Genomic DNA, 22,973 nt, shown 5'->3' on the forward strand with positions numbered 1-22,973 from the left:
CAGCGATGCTAATGCCGGTGAAGGATCCTGAGCTGGAGTCGTCGGGCTCGGCTCTCTAGCGTCGGAGGGTGCTCACGTTCCTGGCCGGAACCCTCTTCGGCCTCTCCCTCATCGTCGCCATCGGCGCCCAGAACACCCTCGTGATCAAACAGGGGATCCGCGGGGAGCACGTCGGGGCGGTTGTCGCGGTCTGCGTAGCCAGCGACGTCGTCCTCATCGCCGCGGGCGTCGGCGGCGCCGGGGCCCTCCTCACCCGCTCCCCCGACGTCCTCCAGGTCGTGCGGTGGGTCGGCGCGGCGTTCCTCTTCGCCTACGCCGCCTTCGCGCTGCGCCGGGCCTGGCGCCCCGGCGCCCTGCGCGCCGACACCACGGGGGAACCTGCGCGCCTCAGCACCGTGCTCGCCACGACCGCCGCCCTCACCTGGCTGAACCCGCACGTCTACCTCGACACGGTGGTCCTGCTCGGGTCGGTCGCCGCCACCCACGGCGGGGCGCGCTGGTGGTTCGCCGCCGGCGCGATGCTCGCGAGCCTGGTGTGGTTCACCGTCCTGGGTCACGGGGCGAGACTGCTGCGACCGCTCTTCGCCCGTCCCGCCGCCTGGCGGGTACTGGACCTCGGGGTGGCGCTGATCATGACGGTCCTCGCGGTCAGCCTGCTGCGAGCGCCGTGAGCTGCTCGCGCAAACGCGTCGGGGGGTGCCCGAGTTCGCGCAGCGCGAGGACGGCGGCGCCCAGCAGCCCGTCGTCGGCGCTGGCGACCTGCCGCCCGGCCAGCGCACGCTGCAACGCCTCCGACCGGCCGGTGCGCTCGATGCCCAACCGCCAGACGCTGCCGCCGACGACGAGGGGTCCCGGCCCGGCGACGGCGTCGAGCAGCGTGGCCAGTTCGCCCTGCGCGCCCGACACGATCCCCGCCGCCACCCGGTCCCCCGCCCCGGCGGCCGCGAAGCAGACCGGGGCGAGGCGGGCCAGGCCGACGGGGTCCTGGGCGTAGACGAGGTCCACGAGTTCGCCGAGCACGTACGGGCGCCCCTCGCGCGGGCGGCGGTCGTCGTCGAGCCCGAACGTCTCCAACGTCGCGCCGAGCAGTTCCGTCGCGGGTCCGGTGCCGTCGAGGGCGGCGGCGACGGCCCGGGCCACCCGCCGCCCGATCCAGAACCCCGACCCGGCGTCCCCCAGCAGCCAGCCGTTGCCGCCGACGACGCGGCCGAGGTCCCCGTCGACGACCCGCGCCGCGACGGAACCCGTCCCGGCGATCAGGCCCGCCCCGGAGTCCTCGACGGCCGCGGAGTAGTACATCGCGAGCAGGTCGGAGGCCCGGCGGAACCGCGCGTGCGGCGCCAGGTCGAGGACCCGCCGCAGGTCCTCGAACGCCACCACGCGCTCGGAACCCGCCGCGGCCAGCACCGCCGACACGACCTCCCCGGGCCCCGCCTGCGCGAGAGCCGACGAAGCGGCGCTGCGCACCGCCGCCAGCGCGGCGGCAGCGCCGACGGCGGTCGGGTTCCCCGGCCCTGCCACCGCCCGCCCGCAGGGACGTCCGTCGAGGGTGGCGACGAGGGCGCGGGTCGAACTGCCACCGGCGTCGAGCGCGAGCAGGAACCGCGTCACTTGAGCCCGCCCGCGGACGCGGCCCCCTGCAACCGTCGCTGGAAGATCAGGTAGACGACCAGCACCGGCACGATGGTCGTGACCGCCCCGGCGAACAGGGCGCCGAAGTCCACGTCGTAGCCCGCCGCGGAGGCGAAGGACGCCATCCCCTGGGTGAGGACGTAGTTCTGCCGGTCCGAGTTCAGCACCACCGGCAGCAGGTACTGGTTCCAGAGCCCGACGAAGTTGAGGATCGCGACCGACGCCATGCCGGGCCCGGCCATCGGGAGCATGACCTGGAAGAACGTGCGCCACTCGCTCGCCCCGTCGATGGAGGCCGCCTCGGCGATCTCGCCGGGGAGCTCCTCGAAGAAGCTGGTGAGGAAGAACACCGTGAACGGGTAGGCGTAGGTGGCATAGCTGATGATCAAACCAGGCAGGGTGTTGAGGACACCCAGCTGGCGCAGGATGAAGAACAACGGGACGACCGCGAGGAACACCGGGAAGGTGAGACCCGCGACGACCAGGTAGCGGATCAGCGTGCGGCCGCGGAACTGGAACCGGGCCAGCACGTAGGCCGACATGGACCCCATGACCATGGTCAGCACCAGCGCGCACGACACCACGATCACGGAGTTCAGGAAGTAGGTCCCGATACCCGCGGTCCGCCAGGCGTTGACGTAGTTCTGGAACTGCCACTCCTGCGGCAGCGAGAACGGTGACGCGAAGATCTCGTTCGTCGTCTTGAAGCTGGAGACGATGGTCCAGAGCAGCGGTACCAGGACGAGCAGGGACCAGATCCCCAGCACGGTGTGCGAGCTGACGGCGACGGCGCGCTCCCCGCGCCCCGTCCCGCGGACCGGTCGGGCCGTGGGCGCCGGCTGGACCCGCGGGCGCTGCGTCACCCCGCTCACGCGCGCTTCTCCCGCCACCGGGCGACGCCGAACACCAGACCGGTGAAGGCGAACGTCACCAGCGCCAGGACGACGCCCATGGCGCAGGCCAGCCCGAAGCGGCCGTCCTTGAACGCGGTGCTGAAGATCTGCTGGGTGATGACCAGGGTCGAGTTCGCCGGACCGCCGTCGGGGTTCAGCGCGGCCAGGAACACGAACGCGTCGAGGGCGAAGATCCCGAGGTAGACGTAGGCCGTGCGCAGCGCGCCCGAGATCCCCGGTGCGGCGATGAACACCGCCGTGCGGAAGCGGCCCGCGCCGTCGAGGCGGGCGGCCTCGAACGTCTCGGCCGGGATCCCGCGGATCGCCGCGACGAAGAGGACCATGTAGAAGCCGACGAACGTCCACACGATGACGGCGACGGTGGCGGGCATCGCCGTCGAGGAACGGCCCAGCCAGGCGAACTTGTCGAAGCGCTCGAGGCCGAGTCCGGTGAGGACGCCGTTCAGCAACCCGGCACTCGGGTCGTAGACGCGGCCCCAGATGATGCCGATGACGATCGCGGGCACGACGTAGGGGAAGAAGGACACGATCCGGTAGAACGACGACCCCGACAGTCCCCGCACGGCCCCGGTGGAGGACCCGCCGAACGTCAGCAGGCAGGCGAGGGCGAAGCTCAGCACCAGGGTGACGATCGGCACCACCACGAGGAGCACGAGGCTGTTGCCGACGGCCTTGAGGAACAGGTCGTCCTGCGCCAGGTGCACGTAGTTGTCGAGGCCGATGAACTGCTGGGTCGAGGTGAACCCCGACCACGAGGTCAGCGAGTACCAGGCGGCCTGGGTGAACGGGTAGAGCACGAAGGCCAGGTAGAGCGCGACGGGGATCCCGAGGAACACCACCATCAGGCTGACGCGGTCGAACGTCAGCCTGCGGCGGGTCCTCACGAGACCTTGACCTTGACCACGGAGTCGTCCGCGCGGGTGTCGTCGAACTGCTTCTGCAGGCCGCTGGTGAGACCGGCGGCGTCGAGCTCACCCGAGAGGAAGCTGTTCCAGAGGACGTTGTTCTGGCTGGTGAAGCCGTAGATGTCGTTGAAGTTGAACGTGAAGGTGTTCTCGCCGGCCGCGTCGAGCATGGCGACCTGGGACGCCAGGGCCGTGGAACCGAACGCGTCCGCGGGGACGGTGCCCTTGACGATGGTCGAGGAGAGCTTGGCCTTGGCGAAGTTGGTGGCGCCCTCCTTCGACAGCATCAGCCGCAGCGTCTCCATGCCGCCGGCCTTGTTCTTCGCCTGGCTCGGGACGACGAACGGCTCCCCGGCGCTGGCGTGGAAGGACTCCGCCGGCATCGCCGCCCCGCTCGACACCGCGGGCGCGGGACACCCGGTCATCTGGAAGTCCGCAGCGGTCTGGCTCTTCATCTCGTTCTCGATCCAGGAACCGGAGGGGTAGAGCACCGCTTGCTGTCCCTGGGTCCACTGCGCCTGCGCGGCGGTGAACTGGGTCCCGGCGCCGCCCGGGAGGAAGTACCCGGCCTGCACGGCCTGCTCCATCTTCGCGAACACCGCCTGCACGGCGGGGTGGCTCCAGGCGTCGGCGTCGAGGTTCCCCAGCTTGACGCGGACCTCGTCGCCGCCCTCCTTGATCGCCGACTCGACGGCGAGGGTGAGGTAGTAGGACGCGGCCTCCTTGCCCCAGCAGAAGAGGTACTTGCCCGCCGTCTTGGCCTGGGCGCCCAGCGCGAGGACGTCGTCCCACGTCGTCGGGGCCTTCCAGCCGTTGGCGTCGAAGAGCGACTTGGAGTACCAGAGGCCGTAGACGGTGAGGACGTAGTTCAGCTGGACGAGGCGACCGTCGTAGTAGCCGTCGTCGAGCATCCCCGGGTAGAGGGTGTCGGCGATGACGGTGCCCTCGGTGTTCTTGGCCTTGGTGAGCGGGGCGAGGTCCTCGAGCTGCTTCGCGATCGTGGCGAGCCCGATGGCGTTGGCCCCGGAGTTGTCGAGCAGGTCCGGGGGGTTTCCGCCGACGAAGCGCGGCTGCATCTGCTGGGAGATCTGGGTGGAGGGTGCGACGGTGAGCTTGCCCCCCTTGTGCAGGTCGGCGTACGCGGCGGCCACGGCGCTGACGTAGTCCGTGCCGTACCCGCCGTCGAAGATGACGGCCTCGACGGCGGCGCCCTCGCCGACGCCGAAGGGGTTCGTGTCGCTGACCTCACCGGTGGGGGCGGAGTCGGCGGGGGTGTCGCTGCCGCCGCCGGCGGCGCAGGCGCTCAGGCCGACGGGCACGAGGGTTCCGGCCAGGACCAGACCCAGGAACCGGCGACGCTGGAACAACGGGGACTCGCTCACGGTGCTTCCTCTCGGACTGCGGACGATGGGTTCAAGCGCTGCGGCGCAGACGGTCTCCGTACCTCGCCTCGAAGGTGAGGTTGCGGTCGTGCCCACCGGGGACGTTGGCCGAGACGTAGAGCGGGGCCTCCTCGCCACGGGCGGTGAGGGTCGCGACGGTGCCGATGGTCAGCAGTTGGGCGATGTAGCCGGAGGTGAGCGAGGACACCGCACCGACGGTGACGTCCCCGACGGAGTCGAGCGTCGCGTCGCCGAAGGGGGCGAGGTTGTCGATGACGACGTCGGCGATCTCGGCGAGGCGCTTCCCGCTGGGGTGCTGGGGTTGCACGGCGTGGGTGTGGGCGAGGCTGGTGACCGCGATCACCGGGTGACCGTGCTCCTGGGCCAGCAGGGCGAGCCCGACGACGGAACCGTTGACCCCGGAGTTGGAGGCGATGACGAAGACGTCGCGGGGGTCGCGGACCACGGTCGCGAACACGTCCCGGGCGATGTTCGGGTCGCGTTCCAGCGGGGGTTCCCCCGTGAGTTCGGCGATCGCGTGGTTCCCGACGAGCGCCGCGTCGCGCAGGGCGACCTTGTTCGTCGGGATCAACCCGCCCGCCCGGCCGGCGATCTCCATGGCGAACCCCTCGGAGTGCCCGGTGCCGAAGGCCTGGACCACCCCGCCGGTGGAGATGCAGGTGCTGAGCAGGTCGATCGCTGCGTCGAGACCACCGGAACCGGCGAGCGCGGAGAGCGTCTCGAGACGGGACACCACTTCCCGCTGGAACTCGTCGACGTGTTGCGGGAAGGCTGCCACAGCGGAACTCCTGGGTCGGTGATTCAGCGAGTCGACATCGGGTGGATGAATGTTTCATCCACGGAGGTGGTGAAGTCAAGGGCTTCCCGTCACATCCTGGTTACGTTCGTGTTGCGTGGCAGGCTGTGTGATCGGACACCGGAGATCCCGAGCCGCACCGGGATCCGCTGCTACTCTCCGTCGCACGACCGTGCTGGTGCATCGGTCAACCAGTGGAGAACCGGAGGTGACGGTGTCGACCCACGGTCCCGACCCGGCCCAGCGCATCCTCGCCGTCCACGCGGAACTGCCGCCGTCGTTGCGCAAGGTCGCCGACTTCGTGCTCGCCGAACCCGAGGCGGTCGAGCGCTGCTCCGCGGCGGAACTCGCGCGTCGTGCGGGGACCTCGCAGGCCGCGGTCACCCGCTTCTGCCAGACCATCGGGCTCGAGGGGTACCAGGGACTCGTCCTGCTGCTGGCCCGCGAACAGGGACGCCGCGCCGGCGACCCCGTCTGGGGCGGCGCCGAGGTGGGGCCGGACATCCTCCCCCACGACGACCTCGAACGGGTCGTCGCGGTCGTCGCGGCCGCGGACGTCCGCAGCCTGCAGGACACCGCCCGCCGCCTCGACCTGGTCGCGCTGGAACGGGCGGCGCAGGCCGTGGCCCGGGCACGTCGCGTCGACGTGTACGGCGTGGGCGGTAGCGCGGCGATGGCCGCGGAGACGGACTCGCGGTTGTTCGGCATCGGCGTTCCGGTGCGGAACTGGACCGAGGTCCACGCGGCGACCACGTCGGCGGCGCTGCTCACCCCGGCCGACGTCGTCATCGCCGTCTCGGTGTCCGGCGCCACCCGGGAGGTCGTGGAACCCGCCGCCCTGGCCGCCCGGCGCGGGGCCACCACGATCGCCGTCACCGGTGAACCCGGGTCCCCCCTGGCCCGCTCCGCCGACGTGGTGCTCACCGTCGCACCGGGCGGGACGACCTTCCGCGAGGGTCCCTTCGCGGCCCGGCACGCCCAGTTGTTCGTCATCGACTGCCTCTACGTGCGGGTCGCGCAACTCACCTACGACCGGGCGAGCGCCGCCCGCGCGCTGACCCACCACATCCCCGAGGACCACGCCGTCCGCGCCCCCCGACCCCGGCGGCGGACAGGGTGAGCCTCGACCTGCGCTACCTCGCCGGCGTCCGTCCCTCCGCCCGGCAGCGGCGCTGGCAAGAACTGGAGTTCTACGGCTTCGTCCACTTCGGCATGAACACCGTGACCGACCGCGAGTGGGGGCTCGGCCACGAGGACCCGGCGCTGTTCGACCCCGCCCACGTCGACGCGGACGGCTGGGTCACGGCGATGGCGGCCGCCGGGATGCGCGGGGTGGTCCTGACGGCCAAGCACCACGACGGGTTCTGCCTGTGGCCCAGCGCCCACACCGCCCACACCGTCGCCGCCAGCCCGTGGCGCAGGGGTGGTGGTGATCTGGTCGCCGAGGTCGCCTCCGCGTGCGCCGCGCACGGTCTGGCGTTCGGCGTCTACCTCTCCCCGTGGGACCGCACCGACGCCCGGTACGGCACGGGCACCGACTACGACGACTACTTCGTCGCCCAGCTCACGGAACTGCTCACCGGCTACGGCGAGGTGTTCTGCGTCTGGCTCGACGGCGCCGACGGCGAGGGTCCGGACGGACGGAGGCAGTCCTACGACTGGGACCGCTACCACCGGGTGATCCGTGCCCTGCAACCGGACGCGGTCATCAGCGTCTGCGGCCCCGACGTCCGCTGGTGCGGGAACGAGGCCGGGCAGACCCGTCCGGACGAGTGGAGCGTCGTCCCCCACGAACTCCGCGACGCCGAACGGGTCGCGTCCCGCTCGCAGCGGGCCGACGACGGCGGGTTCTCCCGGGCGGTCCGCTCCGACGAGGTCGACCTCGGCAGCCGCGCCGCGTTGGAGGGTTACGCCGGTGAGTGCGTCTGGTACCCCGCCGAGGTGAACACCTCCATCCGGCCCGGCTGGTTCCACCACCCGAGCGAGGACGGGCAGGTGCGCGGCGCGGCGGAACTGTTCGACCTGTGGCGGGCCTCGGTCGGCGGGAACGCGGGTTTCCTGCTCAACGTCCCCCCGCGCGCCGACGGCGTGCTGGCGGCCCCCGACGTGGCGTCCCTGCACGGGCTGGGCGAGCTCATCCGCGCCCACCGGGCCGCCGACCGTTCCGGTGAGGCCGTGGTCTCGACCTCCGAGGTCGACGGGAGGCCCCGGACCACGCTGACCTTCGCCGCCCCGCTGCGGCTGCGTTCGGTGGACCTCGCCGAGGACCTCGACCACGGTCAGCGCATCGAGGAGTTCACGGTGGAACTGTCGCTGTCCGGGCAGGTCGTGTGGCGGGGCGGCGCCGGTGTCGTCGGTCACCTGCGGATCCTCGACGTCCCGGACGTGCTCGCCGACCGGGTCGACGTGGTGCTCCAACGGTTCCGCGCGCGACCGGTCCTGGCGGGGATCCGGACGACCACCGCCTGAGCCGGACCGTCCCTCCCGGCGAGGACGACGCGTCAGCCGACGGCGTGGATCCGGTCGGCGGCGATCGTCAGGACGACGCGCACCTGGTCGCGGCCCCCGAACCACGGGTAGGGGGCGCCCAGGTACTTCTGCGACAGCGCCTCGATGCTCTCCACTCCTCCCTCCGTGGTCGACGCCACGACGTGGCCGCGCACGGAGAAGTAGCGGCTCGGGTTCGCCGGATCGGCCACGGTGACCGCGACCCGGCCGTCCCGCTCGACGTTGCGCAGCTTCTGGAAGCCCTGCACGGTGTTGATGACGATGTTCGTCCCGTCCGTGTCGACCCAGGTCTGGGTGAGCTGGGGCGAGCCGTCGGGCATCGTCGTCGCGAGGTAGCAGGTGGCGCGTTCACGGAGCAGGACGAGCAGTTCGGGGGGAAGATCCATGCGTGGACGCTACCCCGACCGACGTCTTCGACCCCGCCCTCGAACCGGCGCTCGTCGTCGACGACGGCGAACGCTTCACCGTCGAGGCGCTCGACGCCCGCGGCTACCTCCGGCGACCGGAACACCCCGGGGCCCCCACGCCCCGTCGCCTCGAGGGCGCGCGCGGGCACTGCCTCGTCGGGCCGGTCTCCGTGCGGGGTGCGCGCCCCGGGGACGTCCTGGCCGTCACCCTGCACTCGATCACCACGTCGGGGTGGGGGTGGACGTCCGCCGGCGCGGTGGACAGCCCGCTGAACGTGCGCCTGGGCATCACGGAGCGCGCGGACCTGCTGTGGGACATCGACGACGACGCGCGCACGGCGACGAACCAGCTGGGGTTCACGGTGGACACCGCCCCGTTCCTCGGGGTCATCGGCACGACCCCGGCCGAACCGGGCCCGCACTCGACGACCCCGCCGCGCCCCGGGCACGGCGGCAACATCGACTGCCGCTCCCTCGTCGCCGGCTCGACGTTGTTCCTGCCCGTCCACGTCCCCGGCGCGTTGCTCTGCCTCGGCGACGGGCACGCGGCCCAGGGCGACGGCGAGGTCTGCGGGACGGCCGTGGAGTGCGGCACGACCACCGACCTCACGGTCTCCGTCATCGCGGTGCCCGCCCTCCCCTCCGTGCACGCCACGACCCCGACCGAGCGGCTGACCTTCGGCTTCGACGCGGACCTCAACGCCGCGACGGACGCGGCGCTCGACGACATGGTGACGTGGGTCGCCGCGGAACTCGACCTCGACCGCTCGACGACGTTCGCCCTGCTCAGCGCCTGCGTGGACCTGCGCATCACCCAGGTCGCGAACGAGACGTGGGGCGTGCACGCGGCGCTGCGACACGATGCCCTCCGGCGCACCCACCCCAGCTAGGAGGGTGCTCGAGGCCGGATCCCGCCGCAGGAACCAGCCCGCACCCCCGCACGTCGTCTGCGAGGCGCTGCTCGCTCCGGACCGCGACCCGCACCGCCCCTGGCTGGAGCTGCTCCACGACGAGCAGCGACCCGAGGTCCTGACCCTCGACGCGCCCCACCTCCTCGTGTGGTCGTCGCTGTGGCCCGTCCGACCCGACGCGCGGCTCCGCTTCGAGCTGCCGTGGGACGCGGCTCACCAGGGGACGGACCTGCGGTGGACCCTGCTGGTCGAGGACCAGCTCCCCGAGCCGTCGTCGCTGGGGCACCTGCGTCGCCGGGTGAACCAGCTGATCAACGCGAACCTGCGGTACACGTTCGGGCAGTAGCCCGCAGCGCCGCTCCGACGCGCCGGTCACCCGTTCCGCCCCGAGGATGGGCGCTGTGAGCACCACTGTCGTCTGTCTGCACGCCCTCGGGTCGAGCCGCCTCGCCTTCGACGCGCTGGCCGCGGAACTCGGTCCGGAGTTCGAGCTCCGCGCGCTCGACCTGCCGGGTTTCGGCGACGCACCGGTGGAACTCGGGACCTCGGTACGGGCGATGGCCGACCACGTCGTGCAGCGGCTCTCGGCGGTGGACGACGACTGGATCCTGCTGGGGCACAGCATGGGCGGGAAGATCGCATCCGTCGTCGCGGCGCGGGCGCTCGCCGGGGAACTCCCACCCCCTTCGGGGGTGCTCCTGCTCGCCGGCTCCCCGCCGGTCCCCGAGCCGATGGCGGAGGAACGCCGGGCGCTCATGCTGTCCTGGGTGCAGGACGGCCCGCTGGACGCCGCCGCCGCCAGTGAGTTCGTCGCGACGAACGTGGGCGGACCCCTGGAACTCGCGGCCGCGGAACGCGCCGTCACCGACCTGCTCCGCTCCTCCCCGCTGGCCTGGCGGAACTGGCTGGAGTTCGGGTCGCGGGAGGACTGGTCCGAGCGGGTCGGGGTCCTCGACCTGCCCGCGGTCCTCGTGGCGGGCGGTGCGGACGGTGACCTGGGCGAGAACGCCCAGCGGGAGCTGAACGGGGTGGCCTACCCCCGGGCGACGTTCGTGACGTTGCCCGGGGCGGGTCACCTGCTGCCGCTGGAACGTCCCCGCGAGGTGGCGTCCGTGGTCAGAGCTTCTCGACCGGCGCGTACCTGAGCAGCAGCCGTTTCGTCCCCTCGGACCGGAAGTCGATGTGCGCGATGGTCTTGTCGCCCTCGCCCTCCATGCGCACGACGGTGCCGAGGCCGAAGGAGTCGTGCGTCACCCGGTCGCCGGGGTTCAGGGCGATGACCGGCCGGTTGCCGGCGGAACGCACCCCCGGGCGTTGGGAGATCCGCGACGCGGCGCTCGGGGAGGCAACGTTCTGGAACGCCGACTGCGCACGCTTCCACTCGACCAGCGTCGCGGGGACCTCGTCGAGGAACCGTGACGGCGGGTACTGCTGCGGTGCGCCCCAGGCGCTCCGGACGGCCGAGCGGGACAGGTAGAGCCGTTCGCGCGCCCGGGTCAGGCCGACGTAGGCGAGGCGACGTTCCTCGGCCAGCTGGTCGGGGTCCCCGAGGGAGCGCATGTGCGGGAAGGTCCCGTCCTCCATGCCGGTGAGGAACACGACGGGGAACTCCAGCCCCTTCGCCGTGTGCAGCGTCATGAGCGTCACGACACCGTCGTCCTCGGCACCGGCCGGGATCTGGTCGGCGTCGGCCACGAGGGAGACGCGTTCCAGGAAGTCCGAGAGGGTCCCCTCGGGGTTGTCCTCGGAGAACTCCTCGGCCACCGCGACGAGTTCGGAGAGGTTCTCCACCCGGGACTCGTCCTGCGGGTCCGAGCTCGCCCGGAGTTCGGCGAGGTAACCGCTCTGCTCCAGGATCGCCTCGAGCACGACGGAGGGGGCGGCGCCCGACTCCGCCAGCGTGCGCAGGTCGTGGATCAGCTGGGCGAAACCCTGGATCGCGTTCAGGGAGCGCGACACCAGACCGATCGCCTCGTCGGCGCGGTCCAGCGCGGCGTTGAAGCCGATCCGTTCGCGTTCGGCCAGCACCACGATCGCGGCCTCGGCCCGTTCGCCGATCCCGCGCTTGGGGGTGTTGAGGACGCGGCGCATGTTCACCGTGTCGTCGGGGTTGTCGAGGACGCGCAGGTAGGCGACGGCGTCCTTGACCTCCCTGCGCTCGTAGAAGCGCGTCCCGCCGACCACCTTGTAGGGCAGCCCGGTGCGGATGAAGACCTCCTCCAGCGAACGCGACTGCGCGTTCGTCCGGTAGAAGACGGCGACGTCCTTGTACTTCAGCGATCCCGCGTCGTGGAGGCGGTCGACCTCCTCGGCGACGAAGGCGGCTTCGTCGTGCTCGTCGTCGGCGACGTACCCGACGATCTGCTCCCCCGCGCCCGAGGCCGTCCAGAGGTTCTTCGGCCGGCGGTCGTCGTTGAGCTTGATGACCTCGTTGGCCGCGGTCAGGATGTTCTGCGTCGAGCGGTAGTTCTGCTCCAGCAGCACCGTCGTCGCGTCCGGGTAGTCCTGCTCGAACTCGACGATGTTGCGGATCGTCGCGCCGCGGAAGGCGTAGATCGACTGGTCCGCGTCACCGACGACGGTCAGCTCCCCGCGCGGGACGGGGCCCTCACCGGTGCCGACGAGTTCCTTCACCAGCATGTACTGCGCGTGGTTGGTGTCCTGGTACTCGTCGACCAGCACGTGGCGGAAGCGTCGGCGGTAGTGCTCCGCGACGTCCGGGAAGGCCTGCAGGAGGTGCACCGTGGACATGATCAGGTCGTCGAAGTCCATGGCGTTGGCCTGGCGCAGCCGCTGCTGGTACATCCGGTAGGCCTTCGCGAGGACGCGTTCGGTCTCGTTGCCGCTCTCGGAGTTCGCCCGGTCGAAGAAGGTCTCCTCGTCGACGAGCTCGTTCTTGAGGTTCGACACCATCGTCGACATCGCCCGCGGCGCGTGCTTCTTCGGATCCAGCTGCAGCTCGCGGCCGACCATCGCCATGAGCCGCTGGGAGTCGGCGGAGTCGTAGATCGAGAACGACGTCCGCATCCCCAGGTGCTGGGCCTCGCGGCGCAGGATGCGCACGCAGGCGGAGTGGAAGGTCGAGACCCACATGCTGCGGGACCCCATCCCCACGTTCACACCGACCTGGTCACCCACCAGGGCGGCCACGCGTTCGCGCATCTCGGCGGCGGCCTTGTTGGTGAAGGTGATCGCGAGGACCTGCCCGGCCGTGGCGCGGCCCTCGGCGAGCAGGTAGGCGATGCGGTGGGTCAGGACCCGCGTCTTGCCCGAGCCGGCGCCCGCCACGATCAACAGCGGCGACCCCGCGTGCACGACGGCCTGGTGCTGCTGCGGGTTCAGCCCCTCGAGCAGGGCAGCCGGGTCCGCCCCCCGGCGCGGGGTCGGCGCGGTCCTGCCGCCGTTCGGGTCGCCGCTCGAGGAGGGGCCCAGCGGGAGGTCGTCGAAGAGAGTGCTCATCGTGGGTCAAGGGTAGGCCTCACCTCCGACACGACCCACCGCCCGCGATGGACCGAACCGGTCCCTGTGCGACCGAATCGGTCCACACCGGTCTACAGTGGTCGGGTGCCCCGGTTGACGAAGGAACAGATCGACGAGGAGATCCTCGAGGCGGCGGCGGCGCTGTTCGCCCGCCACGGGATCGAGCAGACCTCGGTGCAGCGGGTGGCCGACGCGGTCGGCTACTCCAAGACCGGTCTGCTGCACCGCTTCCCGAGCAAGGAGGCGCTGGAGGAGGCGACCGTGGCGCACACGGTCGGGCACTTCGAGCGCATCGCCACCCAGGTGACGGACCTCCCGACCGGTCCCGGGCGCGACCGGACCGTGGTCGAAGCCCTCGTCGCCCTCGCCGAGCGACGTCCCGGGCTCGTCTCCTTCATGCTGACGACGATCAGCCAGGGGGCGCTGTCCTCCGACCGGTTGGACCACCTCGGCGAGGTGCTGTTCCGCTCCTTCGGCACGGAGATCGTCAAGAGCGAGCAACCGCCCAGCGCCGCCGTCCTGGACCGCGGCGTCCGGATCACCACCGCCGTCAGCGGGCTCGCCGTCACCTCGCTCGCCTTCCGCGACCTCGACGCCGCGACCGTCCGCCCCCACCTGATCACCGCTGCGCTCGCCGCGCTCGGGCACACCGCCGAGGAGAACTGAGATGGCGACCTTCCTGCACCGCCTCGGAGCCGGCGCGTTCCGCCGCCGCGGCCTCGTCGTGGCCGTCTGGGTCCTGCTCCTCGCCCTGACCGGGGTCGGCGCCGCCACCCTGTCGGGGAAGACGGTGAACTCCTTCGAGATCCCCGGCCAGGAGTCGACGACCGCGCTGCGCCTCATCGGGGAGGAGTTCGGCGACACCGCGAACGGCGGATCGGCCCAGGTCGTCTTCGAGGTGCCCGAGGGTCAGCAGATCACCTCGGCGGAGAACTCGGCGAAGGTCCTCGCCGCCGTCCAGGAGCTCAACGGCCTCGACGGGGTCGCGGGCGCGAGCAACCCGCTCGACGCCGCGAACCCCGTCGTCTCCCCCGACCTGCGCGCCGCCTACAGCACGGTCAGCTACCCGGTGCAGGCGTCGGAGGTCACCGCGTCCGAACGCGAGGAACTGCTCGCCGCCGTCGCGCACGCCCGGGCCGCGGGCCTGGACGCGGAGGTGACGGGCGAGGTCACGCAGGGGGTCTCCGAACTCGGCGGACCCGCCGAGGTCATCGGTGTCGTCGTCGCGCTCGTCGTCCTCGCCATCACCTACGGCTCGCTCGTCGCCGCGGGGATGAACCTGCTGACGGCCGTCGTCGGCGTCGGGATCGGCGCGCTCGGGATCACCACCCTCACGGGTTTCGTCGACCTGCAGTCCACGACGCCGATCCTCGCGATCATGCTGGGCCTCGCCGTCGGCATCGACTACGCGCTGTTCATCGTCACCCGCTTCCGGCAGGAACTCCTCGACGGGCGCAGCGTGGCCGAGGCCGTCCCGCTGGCCGTGGGGACCGCGGGGTCGGCGGTCCTGACCGCCGGGGTGACCGTGGTCATCGCGCTCGCCGGTCTCGCCGTGGCCGGCATCCCGTTCCTCACCGAGATGGGGATCGCCGCCGCCGCGACGGTCGTCGTCGCGGTGCTCATCGCCCTCACCCTCGTCCCCGCGGCGCTCGGGTTCGTCGGGCTGCGGGCGCTACCGCGCTCGGCCCGCAAGGCCCTCGAGCACAGCGGCGGCCGCCACGTGGCGCCACCGCACGTCCCGGACGGCACCGAACGCACGGGGCTGTTCGCGACGTGGGGTCGGACCGTGACGACCCGGCGCTGGGTCAGCCTGGTGCTGGCCGTCGTGGCCCTCGGGGTCGTCGCGATCCCGGTCACCTCGATGCAGACCACGTTGAGCACCGCGTGGCCCGACGGCAGCACCCAGGCGAAGGCGCAGCAGATCCTCTCCGACCGCTTCGGCGCGGGGGTCAGCGGACCGATCGTCGTCCTCGTCCACGGCGACGGGGAGGGAGCCGGCGTGGTCGACCGCGCGACCGCGCTGAGCACGGAACTCCGCGCGCTGCCGGGAGTCGCCTTCGCCGCACCGCCCACCCCGAACCGGGACGGGAGCGCCGCCCTCGTCACCGTCGTCCCCACCACCGCCCCGGACGACACGGCGACGACCGACCTCGTGCACCGCATGCGCGACCTCATCGCCGGGGACCCCTCGGGAACCACCGCCTACGTCACCGGCCAGACCGCGGTGAGCGTCGACGTCTCCAGCACGCTGTCCGACGCACTGCCGGTGTACCTCGTGCTGGTCGTCGGGCTCGCGTTCGTCCTGCTGGTGCTGGTCTTCCGCTCGATCCTGGTGCCCGTCGTCGGGGTCCTGGGGTTCCTCCTGACCATCGGCGCCGCGCTCGGCGCGACGACCGCGGTGTTCCAGTGGGGCTGGCTGAAGGAGGTCGTGCGGGCCGAGAGCACCGGCCCCCTGCTGAGCCTCGCGCCGATCATCGTCGTCGGGATCCTCTTCGGCCTCGCGATGGACTACCAGGTGTTCCTGGTCTCCCGGATGCACGAGGCGCACGCCCACGGCGCCGATCCCGTGCAGGCCGTCCGCACCGGGTTCCGGCAGGCGGCACCCGTCGTGGTGGCCGCCGCGGCGATCATGTTCGCGGTGTTCGCGGGGTTCGTCCCGCAGGGCGACTCGACGATCAAACCCATCGCCTTCGCGCTGGCCGTCGGGATCCTCGCCGACGCCGTGGTCGTCCGGATGGTCGCGGTGCCGGCGGCGTTGTCGTTGCTCGGCCGGGCGGCGTGGTGGATGCCGCGGTGGTTGCGGTGGTTGCCGACCCTCGACGTCGAGGGCACGGCCCTGACGGCGAGGTCGGCTGCGTGAGCGGTCGCTGGCGGCCCCTCTGTGCCTGGGACCTGCCCGGCGGATCGCGAACAGCCGTGATCCTGCCCAGATCGCGGGATGACCGTGAGGTCGTCAGCCCATGCGCGCCTGCAAGGGCTCAGCTGGTGACCCCGTACTCGGTGAGGATCGCGTCGAGGACGCGCTGAGCCCCGGCGGCTGCTCCTGCATCCTCGTCGAGGACTCCGACGTAGGTGGCCAGGGTCTTCCACAGCGCCCAGCCGCGCCCTCGAGCCCACGTACCTTCGTCGACGTCCATCCGGTCGCGGAAGGCCACCCGGGCTGCGGTGCCCAGCAACGTCCACGCCCCGGCGAGGTCGCAGGCGGGGTCACCGACCCCGCAGGTGCCGAAGTCGATGACCGCACCCAGCCGGCCCTCACGCAGCAGCAGGTTGCCGGCAGCGATGTCGCCGTGGAACCAGACCGGCACGCGGTTCCACCGTGCGTCGAGCGCACTGGCCCACACGGCGCGGGCCAACTCGACGTCGATGTCCACGTCGGGGCGACCCTCGAGGGTCTGCAGCGCGTTCTGGGTCGTCGCGTCGTAGGTGCGCAGCGTGCCGCCGCGGAACCAGTTGTGGGTGCCGGGAGCCGGCCCGTCGGTGGGGTCGATCTGCTGCAAGGCGGTGAGGAAGTCGGCGAGGTCGAGGGCGAAGCGGACCGGGTCGCCCTCAGCGCCGATGCCGCCGTCAGCGATGCGGGCGGCGGTCACCGGGTCCCCGGGCAGCCACCGGTACACCGACCAGGCGAAGGGGTAGCCGTGGCCGGGTCGGCCTCGTGCCAGCGGAGTGGAGATGGGCAACGGGAGCTGCGCTGCGAGGCGGGGCAACCAGCGGTGCTCCTTGTCCACGGCGAGGGCGTACTCGGTGGCACTGGGCAGGCGCACCGACATGTCCGGACCGAGGTGGAAGGTGAAGTTGTCCCAGCCACCGTCGGCCACCGGGCGCACGGGCAGGTCGGCCCAGTGGGGAAACTGCTCGGCGATGAGCTGGTGGACCAGGTCGGTCTCGACGCTGAGGCGGGTCGGTGCTGGACCGAGGTCGTGGGCGGTGCTCATCCACGCGGCCCCGGGCTGGCCGTTGCGGTCGCGGGTCGGACTGCTCCGTCGTCGTGGATCACAGTGACCAGGCTGGCAGACGGGGCTGCTTCCCTCACCCGCATTCCCTGCTCCTCGGCGTGAGCGCGAGGTTCCCGGCCTCCGACGCCCGCCCGTACCGCGGAACGACCCTGAAGTCCGCTGCACCGGTGGAACCGCGGCCCGTCCCGCCGGCGCACCTCGATGGTCGAGGAAGAGCTTCGAGTTCCGCGGCGACCTCGTTGTCGGACCCCTCGGACAGACTCACCGGCATGATCTTCAACGGGCTCGCAGACGGTGAACGCTGGTGATCGACCTGCGCCAGGTCGCCGCGGCGCCGTGGGAAGAGGACCTCCTGGTCACCGCCCGCCACAAGGGGCTCGTGGACGTCTGGTCGCTGGAACGTGCCGCGCACTGCGCCACGTTCGAGACCATCTGGGACTACGGCGGTTGGCGGGGTGCACTGGTACCCGGTGAGCACCCCGTGGTGGTCGCCGGCGCCTGGGAACGCCACGGTGTGTGCGGCTACGACCTGACGGGTCAGCGGCTGTGGCAGGACCGCAGCCGCACGAACGTGGAGGCCGTGACTGCTCTGGCTGGAGGTCGTGTGGTCGTCACTCACCTCCGCAGGGCCACCCGCGTGCTGGAGGCAGCCACCGGGGAGGAGGTGCGTTCCCTGCGAGGGGTGTTGAGGGTGATCGCGCTGACTTCGGACCTCTCGCTGGGAGTGGGTGGTGGTTGGTGCCGCCTGCTGGACGGTTCGCTGGATCCGCTGGGGCCCCGGATCGCGACCGGACCGGGTCCGGTCTGGTTCGCGGCTGGCGACGGGGAGCACCTGGCGTTCACCGACAACGGGTTTCTACGGATCCTCGACTCCGACGGGCGAGAACGAGCGAGGGTGCCTGAGCACTTCCGTCTCGTCCTCCACGACCCGGTGACGGGGACCTGGGTCGCGGTCGGTGAGACCTTCGAGGGGAAGAACTCCCTGATCCGGCTCAGCGACGACGGGGAGGTTCTGGAGCAACGTCCCTGGGACCTTCGCGTCGGCGGTACGGCGACGATGCGCGGAGGCAGAACGTTGATCGTGATCACGGCTGAAGGTGTGCAGGTCGTGAACTGCGCGGACTGGAGCGTGCGATGGCTCGAAGCGCCGTGAGCCTGGGCGTCGAGTAGCCCCGTGGCAGCGCCGCGGGCTGACGGCTGTGCCACCCATCACCATCGGCCAGCTCGCCACCAGCACATCGCTCGCTCTTCGCCAGACACGCACTTCGCGGGATGACCGTGAGGTTCTCGGGCGTCGTCAGCGTTCGAGGAGCCGGGTGGTCCAGGTGGCCAGTGCCGCAACCGCGGTCCGGGACAACGCGGCACGCGGCTGCATGCTGGTGAAGCCGTGGAAGGCGCCGGGCCAGACGTGCAGCTCGGCCTGGACCCCCGCGGCCCACAACGTGCTCGCGTAGGCGACCGTCTCGTCGCGGAACACCTCTGCGCTGCCGCAGTCGAGGTAGGCCGGGGGCAGGCCGGACAGGTCGTCGGCTCGGGCGGGGGCGGCGTAGACGGACACGTCGTTCCCGCCGCGGCGCTCTCCGAGGTAGGCGTTCCACCCGAAGCGGGTCATCGCGCGGTCGGCGACGCCGACGCCGTCGATCTGGTGGGTGGAGACGGTGGAGTCGCTGTCGTCGAGCATCGGGGAGATCAGGACCTGGGCCAGGACCGCGGGGCCGCCGCGGTCGCGGGCCAGCAGGGCGGTTCCCGCAGCGAGGCCGCCGCCGGCGCTCTGCCCGACGAGCACGATGCGGTCGGGGTCGATCCCCAGCTCCTCGGCGTGGGCTGCGGTCCAGGCGAGTGCGGCGTAGCAGTCCTCGACGGGGTAGGGGTCGGGGTGTTCGGGGGCGAGGCGGTAGTCGACGCTGATCAGGACGACGTCGTGGGTGAGCAGCCAGTCGTCGTAGGAGTCGAGGTTGCCGAGGTGGTGACCGAACATCATGCCGCCGCCGTGGATGGCGTAGAAGCACGGGGCGGTTCCGGTGCGCCCGGCGCGCTGGACGATCGCGAGGTCGATGGGTTCGCCGAGGTGGCCGGGGACGGTGACGCTGCGCCGCTCCAGGCCCTTGGCTCGCAGGTCCGCGTCGAGCTGGTCCTGGCTGATCTCCAGAGCCCGCATCCGGGGAAGCATCTCGGTGGTGAGGGTGAACGGGCCGCGAGCCTGCATCGCGGCGAGGAAGACCGCCAGCTCCGGGTCGAACGGCGGGTGGGCGCTGGGTGCGGTCACGACTGGACGCTCTTCTCTTCGGAGGGGGTGGTGGAGGTCTTGTCGGCGCCGCGTCGGGAGCGGTGGACGCCGAGGGCGACCAGGGCGGCAGCGGCGAGAGTGAGGGTGAGCCCGGCGATCTCGAGGGCCTGCTGGAACTGCCCGACCTGGGTCGTGCTCCAGGTCGGTGCGGTGAGGGAACCGGTGAACAGCGCGGCGAGGATCGTGCCCGTGGCGGCGATGCCGATGCCGGTGGCGAGTTCGCTGGAGGTGTCGACCAGGGCCGCGCCGACGGAGGTCCGATCGGCGGGTAGACCGCGCAAGACGTTGTTGCCGGCCACGACCCCGACCACGCGCATCCCGGCGGCCACGAGCACGAGGGCGGCGACGACGACGGGGTAGCCGTGGCTGCCGGCGAGGGCGAAGACGGCCAGGCCGGCGACGACGGCGGTGGCGCTGAGCCAGGCGGCCCGCTCGAGTCCGACGCGGGCGACGAAGGGTCCGACGAAGCGGCCACCGGCCAGCAGCACCGCGACCTGGGGCAGCATCCCCAGCGCCGCGGCCGTAGGAGACCAGCCCCAGGCGAACTGCAACTGCAGCGTCACCAGGTAGCTCAGGCCGGCGACGGCGAGGCCGGCGGCGGCCTTGTAGGCCAGTCCGCTGGCGACGAGCGGGCGGGCGATCAGGGCCAGGTCCAGCAGCGGGTGAGCGGCGGTCCGTTCACGCAGGACGAAGGCGGTCGCGGCCAGGACCGTCAGGGCGGTGGCCACCCACGGCACCCACGAGCGGGTGCCGTCGGCGACGAAGAGGGTGGGGGTGAGCAGGGCCGCGACGATCGTCGCGGTGCCCAGCACGGCGCCGGCGACGTCGATCGGGTCGGTGTGCAGGTCCCCGCCGACACCCGCGCCGACACCCGCGCCGGTGTCGGCGGCGACACCGAGGCGGATGCCGACGAGGGCGAGCACGGCGATGGGGACGTTGGCCAGCAGCAACACCTGCCAGGGTGCGACGGTCAGGACGAGACCACCTGCCGTGGGGCCCACGGCGAGTCCGACCAGGCCGGCGGTGGAGATGACGGTGAGGGCCCGCACGCGCAGGTCGTCGGTGGAGAAGAGCCGGAAGGCCAGGGCCATCGAGCCGGGCGTGGTCATGGCCGCGGCCACGCCCATCACCGCCCGCACGGCGATCAGCTCACCGGTGGTCGAGACCAACGCGGTGGCCAGGCTCGCCGCGGCGAGCAGGACCAGTCCGGTGAGCATCACCCGGCGTCGCCCGAACCGGTCGGCGATGGCTCCGAAGAGCAGCATGGCGCCGCCGAAGAGGACGGAGTAGGCCCCGCCGATCCACTGCAGCGAGCTCGTCGTGGCGTGCAGGTCGCGCCCGATCGTGGGGAGGGCGACGTTGAGGATGGAGTTGTCGAGCATCTCGAAGAGGAAGACGGCGGAGAGACCGGCGAGGGCGATCCACGCCTCGCGCAGCGAGCGGGGCGCGGGGCGGGGCTCACTGCGGATGGCAGTCTGAGGGGTGGTCACATCGACTAAGTTAACTGACTAAGCAGAGTCACACAAGAGAGTGAGGCCGTGATGCCCCGAACAGGTGAGCGCGGCGGGCCGCAGACCCGCGCCAGGATCGCCGAGGTCGCTGCCCGGCTCTTCGCCGAACGCGGTTTCGACGCGGTGACCGTCGCTGAGGTCGCCCGAGAGGCGGGGGTCTCCAGCGTCACGGTGTTCAAGCACTTCCCGCGCAAGGAGGACCTCTACCTCGACCGTGCCGACGACGCGGTCGAGCTCCTGCGCACCGCGGTGCGCGAACGGGCCTCGGGGACCGATGTGCTGACCTCCCTGCACGAGGTGAGCCTCGGACTGCTCGCGGCCCGCCACGTCCTCGCCGGCTTGGACGAGCGGTCCGCGCCCTTCTTCCGGACGGTGGCGTCCTCGCCTGCGTTGATCGCCCGGGCCCGTGAGATCGCCGCGGACCTGCAGGACACCCTCGTCGAGGAGTTGGAGCGTGATGAGGGGTTCGCGGGGAACGCGACGCTGTTCGCCGCCCTCGTCGTCGCCGGCTACTCCACCGTGCTGGTGGGCAACGCCCGTCGCCGGCTGGCGGGTGAGTCGGTGGAGGCGGTGGGTGCGGACCACCGTGCGCGTCTGGATGAGGTGTTCGGCGCGTTGCGGAGCGGGCTGGGAGGTGGCGGTGGGGACCACAGGGTCAGCTGAACCGAGTCAGGGGATCACAGCGCAGCTCGCCTCGACAGTGCGCTGAGGTTCACGCAGATCGGCAGGAGAGGTCGTCGGCCACCAGCGACAGCGCACACATTGCGGGATGACCGGGTGTGCCGACACCCGTCGAAGCACGAGAACTTCCCTACGCGGTGCGGTGGCGATGGGGTGAGCACTGCTCACGACTACTGACCCGTGCGCCGATGCCACAGCGTGGAGTCCGATGCGGGAGCAGGTAGTCCCAGCGCCGTGTGGGGCGGCTGGATCCTGGCCGTGCTCGCGCTGGCGCTCAGTCCACTGGTGTGGGCCTGGGTCGGCTTCGCCACCTTGCCGTGCCGCCCGGAGGAGTCTGCCTCGGGACGGGCCCCGTTCGTGTTCGCCACCTTGGTCACCGTGCTGGTGGTGGGGGCCGGGCCCTACCTGCTGGTGCGTCGGGCTGCGCCGCGGCGCTGGCGTCGCTGGGCGTGGGCGCCGGCTCTGCTCGCCACTTCTTACCTGCTGTACGGCTGTACTGCTCTGCTGCAGGACACCCTGGCTGGTAGCCCTCCGACGGGGTGGTGCTTCTGAAGCGTCGAGACCAGCACGGTCGTCGGCGGCGTCATGGGCAGGGGCGAAGGGTTCACGCGCGGAGTGCGGGATGACCGTGACGTCGCACGCAACACGCCCCAAGCGCGACGTCGCCCGCAGGGCCGCCGTGAGTGCGCACGGTTGGGGATGCTGCTAGCCGCGGTAGACCCCGTCCGGGTCAGCCTCGTCCACGTACTCCTCCCAGTCACGGTTGCCGAGGGTCAGGTTCGCCTCCACGGCTGCCACCTGGTTCGCCAGGACCCGCATCTCCTGGACCACGTCGTCGCCTTCGTCGTCGGTGGTGACGTGGAGCACGAGCAGGGGCAGTTCGGGGGCGGACAGCGCTTCAGCGTCGGCGATGACGAGCATGCTCGTGTCGGGGAACGCTTCGAAGAGGTCGGTGTCCGATGCGTTCTCCCAGCGGGGGTCGTCGACCAGGGCTAGGTAGGTCGTGAAGTTCGCCTGCGCCGAGCGGATGAGGTTGGACACCTCAGCCCACTGCTGGGGGTGGCTGAAGTCGGTGCGCACGAGGAAGGGGTAGTCGTCGGGGTGGAACGGCTCCTCGAAGTTCTCCGGCGGGGAGTGCTCCGAGACCTCGCGGAGACGCTCGACGTCGGAGCCGTCGTCAGAGGAGGTCATGATCATCACTTTGGCACGCTCGACTGGCCCGTGGCCTCCGATCACCCACATATCAAGCAGATCCGGTCGCCAACGCCGGGGTGACCGCGCACAACACGGGATGACCGTGCGCTTCGCGCACAACACGGGATGAGCGTGCGCCGAGCACACCGCGGGACGGCCGTGCGGCGCTGACTGTCCGGGTCGATGAGCCTCGGCTCCAGTGCGGGCTGTCGACGGGGGCAGCAGCCGCACCGGCACGCCGAGCTCGCGCAGTGGGCCCTGACCTGTGGCGGCAGGACGACGGCGTTCGACGCCGCGCGCAGCGCAGGCCTGTACCGCGCTGCTTCGGCTACCTCCTGCACCACGTGTCGGCCGTCGCCTTCGGTGTGTGAGAGCAGGTCTGCAAGCG

Annotated in this window: 22 protein-coding genes; 11 read left to right on the forward strand and 11 right to left on the reverse strand. The window is 71.7% G+C overall.

Translation table 11 applies throughout. From position 1 onward, the window contains the following. The first annotated feature begins 68 nt into the window (after positions 1-68). Positions 69-671: a LysE family transporter gene (locus tag SJY07_RS08165; RefSeq protein WP_328294740.1), complete on the forward strand. Its 603-nt coding sequence runs from the start codon at positions 69-71 to the stop codon at positions 669-671. Here SJY07_RS08165 and SJY07_RS08170 read toward each other — a convergent pair. From SJY07_RS08170 to SJY07_RS08190, 5 genes are read right to left on the reverse strand one after another with little or no spacing between them, the layout of a single operon-like run. Beyond that, complete coding sequence (locus tag SJY07_RS08170) at positions 649-1,611, reverse strand: N-acetylglucosamine kinase (RefSeq protein WP_380158310.1); 963 nt, start codon at positions 1,609-1,611, stop codon at positions 649-651. The two genes, SJY07_RS08165 and SJY07_RS08170, sit on opposite strands and share 23 nt — an antisense overlap. Further along, the gene (locus SJY07_RS08175; RefSeq protein WP_380162222.1) at positions 1,608-2,495 is read right to left on the reverse strand and encodes a carbohydrate ABC transporter permease; all 888 of its coding nucleotides are present in this window, start codon (positions 2,493-2,495) and stop codon (positions 1,608-1,610) included. The genes SJY07_RS08170 and SJY07_RS08175 overlap by 4 nt, the downstream gene beginning before the upstream one ends. A 5-nt stretch (positions 2,496-2,500) precedes the next feature. After that, positions 2,501-3,430 (reverse strand): sugar ABC transporter permease, encoded by a 930-nt coding sequence (locus SJY07_RS08180; protein WP_328294737.1) that lies wholly within the window; start codon positions 3,428-3,430, stop codon positions 2,501-2,503. Further along, positions 3,427-4,833: an N-acetylglucosamine/diacetylchitobiose ABC transporter substrate-binding protein gene (ngcE, locus tag SJY07_RS08185; protein WP_380158313.1), complete on the reverse strand. Its 1,407-nt coding sequence runs from the start codon at positions 4,831-4,833 to the stop codon at positions 3,427-3,429. The genes SJY07_RS08180 and ngcE overlap by 4 nt, the downstream gene beginning before the upstream one ends. Before the next feature lie 31 nt (positions 4,834-4,864). Next, the gene (locus SJY07_RS08190) at positions 4,865-5,632 is read right to left on the reverse strand and encodes a sugar isomerase domain-containing protein (RefSeq protein ID WP_380158315.1); all 768 of its coding nucleotides are present in this window, start codon (positions 5,630-5,632) and stop codon (positions 4,865-4,867) included. A gap of 226 nt (positions 5,633-5,858) precedes the next feature. On the opposite strand from SJY07_RS08190, the gene SJY07_RS08195 reads away from it, so the two are divergent. Then, on the forward strand, positions 5,859-6,770 hold the full coding sequence (locus SJY07_RS08195; RefSeq protein ID WP_380158317.1) for a MurR/RpiR family transcriptional regulator: 912 nt from the start codon (positions 5,859-5,861) through the stop codon (positions 6,768-6,770). Continuing rightward, positions 6,767-8,119: an alpha-L-fucosidase gene (locus SJY07_RS08200; protein WP_380158319.1), complete on the forward strand. Its 1,353-nt coding sequence runs from the start codon at positions 6,767-6,769 to the stop codon at positions 8,117-8,119. Before SJY07_RS08195 ends, SJY07_RS08200 begins: the two co-directional genes overlap by 4 nt. A 32-nt stretch (positions 8,120-8,151) precedes the next feature. Here SJY07_RS08200 and SJY07_RS08205 read toward each other — a convergent pair whose 3' ends face one another. Continuing rightward, a complete protein-coding gene (locus SJY07_RS08205) occupies positions 8,152-8,544 on the reverse strand; it encodes a PPOX class F420-dependent oxidoreductase (protein WP_380158321.1) in 393 nt (130 codons plus the stop codon). Between the two features lie 2 nt (positions 8,545-8,546). Here SJY07_RS08205 and SJY07_RS08210 point away from each other — a divergent pair, with 2 nt between their 5' ends. The 3 genes from SJY07_RS08210 to SJY07_RS08220 are packed head-to-tail and all read left to right on the forward strand — an operon-like array spanning position 8,547 to position 10,621. Then, positions 8,547-9,455, forward strand: a complete 909-nt coding sequence (locus tag SJY07_RS08210) for an acetamidase/formamidase family protein (RefSeq protein ID WP_380158323.1) — start codon at positions 8,547-8,549, stop codon at positions 9,453-9,455. Between the two features lie 4 nt (positions 9,456-9,459). Next, a complete protein-coding gene (locus SJY07_RS08215) occupies positions 9,460-9,822 on the forward strand; it encodes a hypothetical protein (RefSeq protein ID WP_380158325.1) in 363 nt (120 codons plus the stop codon). Between the two features lie 55 nt (positions 9,823-9,877). Next, a complete protein-coding gene (locus SJY07_RS08220) occupies positions 9,878-10,621 on the forward strand; it encodes an alpha/beta fold hydrolase (RefSeq protein WP_328294729.1) in 744 nt (247 codons plus the stop codon). On the opposite strand, the gene pcrA is transcribed toward SJY07_RS08220, so the two are convergent. Next, positions 10,593-12,935, reverse strand: coding sequence for a DNA helicase PcrA (pcrA, locus tag SJY07_RS08225; protein ID WP_380158328.1), 2,343 nt, complete (start codon positions 12,933-12,935; stop codon positions 10,593-10,595). The two genes, SJY07_RS08220 and pcrA, sit on opposite strands and share 29 nt — an antisense overlap. 105 nt (positions 12,936-13,040) lie before the next feature. Between pcrA and SJY07_RS08230 the strand changes: the two genes are divergently transcribed. Beyond that, positions 13,041-13,622: a helix-turn-helix domain-containing protein gene (locus tag SJY07_RS08230; protein ID WP_328294727.1), complete on the forward strand. Its 582-nt coding sequence runs from the start codon at positions 13,041-13,043 to the stop codon at positions 13,620-13,622. A gap of 1 nt (position 13,623) precedes the next feature. Beyond that, positions 13,624-15,816, forward strand: coding sequence for an MMPL family transporter (locus SJY07_RS08235; protein WP_380158330.1), 2,193 nt, complete (start codon positions 13,624-13,626; stop codon positions 15,814-15,816). Between the two features lie 118 nt (positions 15,817-15,934). Here the strand turns inward: SJY07_RS08235 and SJY07_RS08240 are convergent, their stop codons facing one another. Continuing rightward, positions 15,935-16,891: an aminoglycoside phosphotransferase family protein gene (locus SJY07_RS08240; RefSeq protein ID WP_380158332.1), complete on the reverse strand. Its 957-nt coding sequence runs from the start codon at positions 16,889-16,891 to the stop codon at positions 15,935-15,937. 325 nt (positions 16,892-17,216) lie between these two features. Here SJY07_RS08240 and SJY07_RS08245 point away from each other — a divergent pair, with 325 nt between their 5' ends. After that, on the forward strand, positions 17,217-18,065 hold the full coding sequence (locus SJY07_RS08245; RefSeq protein WP_380158334.1) for a hypothetical protein: 849 nt from the start codon (positions 17,217-17,219) through the stop codon (positions 18,063-18,065). A 144-nt stretch (positions 18,066-18,209) separates the two neighbouring features. Here SJY07_RS08245 and SJY07_RS08250 read toward each other — a convergent pair whose 3' ends face one another. Next, on the reverse strand, positions 18,210-19,178 hold the full coding sequence (locus SJY07_RS08250; RefSeq protein ID WP_380158336.1) for an alpha/beta fold hydrolase: 969 nt from the start codon (positions 19,176-19,178) through the stop codon (positions 18,210-18,212). Beyond that, positions 19,175-20,581, reverse strand: coding sequence for an MFS transporter (locus tag SJY07_RS08255; protein ID WP_380162224.1), 1,407 nt, complete (start codon positions 20,579-20,581; stop codon positions 19,175-19,177). Before SJY07_RS08255 ends, SJY07_RS08250 begins: the two co-directional genes overlap by 4 nt. Before the next feature lie 159 nt (positions 20,582-20,740). Between SJY07_RS08255 and SJY07_RS08260 the strand changes: the two genes are divergently transcribed. Next, positions 20,741-21,373 carry a helix-turn-helix domain-containing protein gene (locus SJY07_RS08260; protein ID WP_328296265.1) on the forward strand — a complete coding sequence of 211 codons (633 nt, stop codon included), beginning with the start codon at positions 20,741-20,743 and terminating at the stop codon, positions 21,371-21,373. Between the two features lie 216 nt (positions 21,374-21,589). After that, a complete protein-coding gene (locus SJY07_RS08265; RefSeq protein WP_380158338.1) occupies positions 21,590-21,943 on the forward strand; it encodes a hypothetical protein in 354 nt (117 codons plus the stop codon). Positions 21,944-22,096: 153 nt separating this feature from the next. On the opposite strand, the gene SJY07_RS08270 is transcribed toward SJY07_RS08265, so the two are convergent. After that, entirely contained in the window at positions 22,097-22,582 is a 486-nt protein-coding gene (locus tag SJY07_RS08270) for a DUF6924 domain-containing protein (RefSeq protein ID WP_380158340.1), read from the reverse strand. Positions 22,583-22,973 lie beyond the last annotated feature (391 nt).

This window comes from Kineococcus sp. R86509, assembly GCF_042466365.1.
Lineage (GTDB): Bacteria > Actinomycetota > Actinomycetes > Actinomycetales > Kineococcaceae > Kineococcus.

Excerpts from the sequence above, each read along its gene's own strand:
- SJY07_RS08235 (WP_380158330.1), top strand. The coding sequence starts at position 13,624 with ATGGCGACCTTCCTGCACCGCCTCGGAGCCGGCGCGTTCCGCCGCCGC.
- SJY07_RS08255 (WP_380162224.1), bottom strand. The coding sequence starts at position 20,581 with ATGCTCGACAACTCCATCCTCAACGTCGCCCTCCCCACGATCGGGCGC.
- SJY07_RS08270 (WP_380158340.1), bottom strand. The coding sequence starts at position 22,582 with ATGACCTCCTCTGACGACGGCTCCGACGTCGAGCGTCTCCGCGAGGTC.
- SJY07_RS08260 (WP_328296265.1), top strand. The coding sequence starts at position 20,741 with ATGCCCCGAACAGGTGAGCGCGGCGGGCCGCAGACCCGCGCCAGGATC.
- SJY07_RS08240 (WP_380158332.1), bottom strand. The coding sequence starts at position 16,891 with ATGAGCACCGCCCACGACCTCGGTCCAGCACCGACCCGCCTCAGCGTC.
- pcrA (WP_380158328.1), bottom strand. The coding sequence starts at position 12,935 with ATGAGCACTCTCTTCGACGACCTCCCGCTGGGCCCCTCCTCGAGCGGC.
- SJY07_RS08205 (WP_380158321.1), bottom strand. The coding sequence starts at position 8,544 with ATGGATCTTCCCCCCGAACTGCTCGTCCTGCTCCGTGAACGCGCCACC.